We start from the raw sequence: 4,403 nt of genomic DNA, 5'->3' as shown, positions 1-4,403 counted from the left end.
GCGGCGCACGCATCACCTGGATGTTCACGACCGAAAAGGCCCGGGCCAAAATGAGCCGCGCCTATCCTAAACTCGCCCCTCTCGAGCCACTCGCCAAAGGGTCATAATCACTGTGCCGAGGATCTAGTTCGCGCACGCGGTCAATGAAAGGCTGACGGCCTCCCTCGCCGGCCACCAGGCCGAAGGGCTTGAGCATACCACGGATCTGGTTGATCAGGTCCACGCGCCCCTCGACCTGACGGGCTCGTGAGCTGAGGAAGCTGCGGAACACTTGGCTGTCGAGGCTCTTGACGGTGACCTCCCGGTACCATCCCGTGCGCACAATCTGAGCCAGCCCAAGCGCATCATTTGGGTCGGTCTTGTTCACCTGCAGCGACAGCGCTGTCTTGGCATGGCGAGTATCCAGGCAAATCACAGGCAAGCCGCGCTTCTTCAACTCATGCCAGTGCCATGTCGACAACGGACTGCTTTCCAGGCCAATCCGCTCTACATGCGGTGCTTTCGCATGGATGAATGCGGCAATGGCCTCTGGCGTCGAGGCGCATTTGCCACGCCAGAGCGCCTTCCCTTGCTCGTCGACAATACAGACGGCTGTCTGCTCCAGCGATACATCCAACCCGACATACTGCTTCATGAGGATACTCTCCGTTGGCTTCCACTTTGGGCCTGATCGCATCAGACCTCAGTTTGCCGTCGAAGGGCACCGGGCCCGGAATAACCCCATGCGGCGTTAACCTTGGCAGTGTAGCGAGGGATGGCCAATTGAGGAGCCATCCTGTTGTCGATCTTCAGGCGCCGCCGCTTTCCCGTCGCGATCATCCTGATGTGTGTGCGCTGGTCTTGCAAATACGGGATCAGCAATCGCTGATCTGGCAGAAATGATGTGCGAGCGCGGTGTCAGCGTCAATCCAAGCACGATCTTTCGTTGGGTCCAACGCTACGCGCTGGAGATTGAGAAGCAGGTGCGACCATACCAGGGACATCGTTCAGGCTCCTGGCAAGTGGATGAGACCTATGTAGGATTCGGCGGGCGCTGGCGGTACTTGTTTCGAGCGATCGATAACCACGGTCGGCTGATCGACTCCATGCTGTCCCATCGGCGAGATATGGGAGCGGCGTATCGCTTCCTGCGCAAAGCTATGGGGGCGGTGAGCGGCCATCCACCATGCTCGATCATAACTGACAGACTGGCATCTTACCCGAAGGCCATCCGACGAATACAAGGCGAGGGGCTGCTGCAAGGATGTCGAGCATCGGACGTCGAAATATCTGAATAACATCCTTGAGGCTGATCATGGCACGCTCGAGCGTGTCATCCGCCCGACACGCGGCTTCCAGACGATGAAAACCGCCGCCATCACCATCGGGGGTTTCGAGGTCATGCGCATGATCTGCCGCGGCCACTGCGTCCTGAGCCATCCGGACGTGACAGGCGAAATCCGTCTCGTCAACCAGTTCTTCGGCCTTGCCGCCTGAGCACTCCAGTCGACCGGGTTCGGTATGCCCTTTCCAAGTTACTGCAACAGTGCCACCTGACGGGTCGATAATTTCGTCCAAGACACCGTCATCATTCCAGTTCATAATGCGGCTTCAAAGTGAGGTGCTCGCAGGTGGCGCGAGTGAACCGCCTAGCTGGACTGCTAATGGGCGTTGCCCCTTGACATGGGCCATCATGCAGACCCCTTCGCCTACAAAAGGACAGCCTCATGCCGAGCCATCATGCCGCCGCTCAATCGACAAACGTTGATTGGAGCCAACTGACCGAACTCGCAAGGTGTTTGCCGACGCAACTCGCGGCTGCTTACGCTCATGAGCACAAACAGGTTCAAACCCTGCATGCTGGTCAACAGGAAGAAGCTGTCGACCGGCTGATCGTCGTTCTTGTGACCATGTGGACGAGTTTAGCAAGATCTTACCCAGCTGGACATTTCAAAGGAAATGACTTGGAGGCCTTCTTCCGAGGTTATCTCGCCAACAGGCAGGCTTGGCGTTCTCTGCTGGTGTATGGGGAATCTCCCAATCCGGTTAAAGCACTCGAGGTCAAGCGGGCGGTCCTGGTGGATGCGGAGGATGCCGTGGCCGACACAGTTGCAGCAATTTTCCGTGGAAATGATCGCGTGATGCTGAACCTGTGGACCGACTGGTGGAGTGAAGCAAAAGTGGTGCGTGGCAGACCACCTCAATGAGAGTGCGTCACGAATTTAAGGCGATGGCGGAAAATGACTGAGGCTTTGCATTGTTACTGGAACCTGAGCGGCGCCTGATCCGAGCAGTTGACTGTCCTGGTTAAGCCGCTGGTACCGTCGCAAGCTGTCGTTGGCTCTCCACCTTAGTCAGCCGAAAAGAACGTATATCGTACGGGAGTCCTCAAGGACGTATTCAAGATGAAAGCAGGAGAAGGCACATGGCAGCTACCCTCACAATCAGAGAGCACATGGAAGTGATCGGTGCTGACGGTGTTCACATCGGCACTGTCGACCGGCTGGAGGGAAACCGCATCAAGCTGACGAAGAAGGACAGTGGCCAAGGCTCCCACGAAGGCCACCATCACTACATTGCGACGTCTCTTGTCGCGGAAGTCGATGGAGACAAGGTGCGTCTGTCCGCGAACGCCGATGTGGCTGTCACCTTCGAGGAGGAGGCGGATGGGAGTGCCTAGGCACTATCGGCCTTAGAGTGGAGGAACCGCCTTGGCTCTCTCCCCTTCGAAGGCTGACACCAAGCTGGAAGGCTTGGGTTGTCGGCGGAAGCCGTACCGCACCCGCTCAGGAAGCCATCAGGCTTCCTCCCGGGCGAATGTGCCTGCGGCCGAGGCCAGTCGGAGACATCGAAGGAGGCAAAGCATGACGACATCGACCGAACGTGCAGTCCTTGCCGGGGGCTGCTTTTGGGGCATGCAGGATTTGATCCGTCGCTATCCGGGCGTGGTCTCAACGCGTGTCGGCTATACCGGTGGCAATGTTCCTAATGCCACCTACCGCAACCATGGAACCCACGCGGAATCCATCGAGATCATCTTTGATCCCGCTACGATCAGTTACCGGAAGATTCTCGAATTCTTCTTTCAGATCCACGATCCGACCACACGGAACCGCCAGGGCAACGATGTTGGGAAGAGTTATCGTTCAGCAATCTTTTACACGAGCGATGAGCAGAAACGGGTTGCCGAAGACACGATTGCCGATGTCAATGCGTCGGGGCTCTGGCCGGGCATAGTGGTCACTGAAGTCGCTCCAGCCGGCGATTTCTGGCAGGCCGAGCCCGAACATCAGGACTACCTTGAACGGCTTCCGAATGGCTACACCTGTCATTTTGTCCGACCCGGCTGGAAGCTCCCGGCCCGAGAAAACACTGCCCTGGAGCAAGTGAACATGGCGTTGGTGCATAGAGATCTTGAAGAGCCAATCAAGACCTCATGACGTTGGGAGAAAGCAGGTCGTCAGCAACAACCAATTTGGTGCAGATGGGCCAACTTCAATCAAAACGAGGGTAATGTATTGGGCAACACACTGATCGTGTTATAGCGAGGCTATTGGGGAACGAGCCACCGGGTCCGGAGCAATTGGTAGTATTTTGGCATGCGCTGGTAACTGCGCTGACGTCACCCGCCACACCGCGCTGCGGGTATCGTCGGTGATCAACAGGGCGCCCGCCCTGTCAATGGCGACTCCGACAGGCTATCCCCAGCCACTGGAGCGGCCTCTCGATCGACTGAGGAGCTCATGTTTTTGCTACGTACTACGTTAGGTTGTGTCGCAAACTCGGAGCGGAGACGCGAAAGGAGTGATCGCGTGATAGCGGATTCAAGCAGCGAGTCGCTCGAACTGCTCAGCGAGCGAAGGCTGCCGATTGCGGGCATACTTCGCCTGTCCTTTGCGCATCATGTGGATCATCTCGATCCCGCTCAGAATTGTCCGAGCGGACGCCATCGACTTGAACCCGAGCATCGGTCGAACCCGCCGTCTGATGGCGCGATGATCCTGTTCGATACGATGATTCAGATAAGGACTTTGCCGGATCCGGATCGGCTTCAGTTTGCCCCTCGACTGATCCTGGAGTTGGCTTTCCGTACCGCAGGCTAGCATGCCTCCCGGTTGGTCTGGCTGCCGTCGATGACGATCCGCTCAGGTCGGCCGTGCCGCTTGAGCAGCTTTCGCAGCAAGCGCTTGGCTGCTTTGGCGTTGCGGCGTCTCTGAACCAGGATATCGAGGACGACCCATGCTGATCGACCGCGCGCCAGAGCCAATGCTTCCGGCCCGCAATGCTGATCACGACCTGGCGAGTCGCGCGGGGGGATCTCACCCCCGCGCGCTCCCAGAACCGTACGTGACACTCTCGCGTCATACGGCTCCCGATGTTCGGCCATTTCCATGCAGAAAGCGCCAATGCGCAAACAGGTGCGG

General features: G+C 57.9%; 4 protein-coding genes and 2 pseudogenes. 4 read left to right on the top strand and 2 right to left on the bottom strand.

The features are described 5' to 3' along the window. Window positions 1-61: 61 nt before the first annotated feature. On the bottom strand, window positions 62-634 hold the full coding sequence (locus FS320_RS38830) for an IS110 family transposase (protein WP_244627663.1): 573 nt from the start codon (window positions 632-634) through the stop codon (window positions 62-64). Window positions 635-778: 144 nt separating this feature from the next. Here FS320_RS38830 and FS320_RS38825 point away from each other — a divergent pair. From FS320_RS38825 to msrA, 4 genes and pseudogenes are all read left to right on the top strand, one after another. After that, window positions 779-1,476: pseudogene (locus tag FS320_RS38825) on the top strand (IS6 family transposase). A gap of 230 nt (window positions 1,477-1,706) precedes the next feature. After that, a complete protein-coding gene (locus FS320_RS38820; protein ID WP_152717684.1) occupies window positions 1,707-2,186 on the top strand; it encodes a hypothetical protein in 480 nt (159 codons plus the stop codon). 218 nt (window positions 2,187-2,404) lie between these two features. Continuing rightward, entirely contained in the window at window positions 2,405-2,659 is a 255-nt protein-coding gene (locus FS320_RS38815; protein WP_152717682.1) for a DUF2171 domain-containing protein, read from the top strand. A gap of 184 nt (window positions 2,660-2,843) precedes the next feature. Further along, entirely contained in the window at window positions 2,844-3,419 is a 576-nt protein-coding gene (gene msrA, locus FS320_RS38810; RefSeq protein ID WP_152717680.1) for a peptide-methionine (S)-S-oxide reductase MsrA, read from the top strand. Between the two features lie 384 nt (window positions 3,420-3,803). On the opposite strand, the pseudogene FS320_RS38805 reads toward msrA, so the two are convergent. Continuing rightward, a pseudogene (locus tag FS320_RS38805) lies at window positions 3,804-4,278 on the bottom strand (DDE-type integrase/transposase/recombinase); the annotation flags it as partial. Window positions 4,279-4,403: the final 125 nt, after the last annotated feature.

Origin of the sequence: Microvirga tunisiensis (genome assembly GCF_009296175.1) — a bacterium.
GTDB classification, from domain to species: Bacteria; Pseudomonadota; Alphaproteobacteria; order Rhizobiales; family Beijerinckiaceae; genus Microvirga; species Microvirga tunisiensis.
Note: the sequence above shows the minus strand (reverse complement) of the source record. Positions and strands in the feature narration are given on the sequence as shown.

Excerpts from the sequence above, each read along its gene's own strand:
- FS320_RS38830 (WP_244627663.1), bottom strand. The coding sequence starts at position 634 with ATGAAGCAGTATGTCGGGTTGGATGTATCGCTGGAGCAGACAGCCGTC.
- FS320_RS38820 (WP_152717684.1), top strand. The coding sequence starts at position 1,707 with ATGCCGAGCCATCATGCCGCCGCTCAATCGACAAACGTTGATTGGAGC.
- FS320_RS38815 (WP_152717682.1), top strand. The coding sequence starts at position 2,405 with ATGGCAGCTACCCTCACAATCAGAGAGCACATGGAAGTGATCGGTGCT.
- msrA (WP_152717680.1), top strand. The coding sequence starts at position 2,844 with ATGACGACATCGACCGAACGTGCAGTCCTTGCCGGGGGCTGCTTTTGG.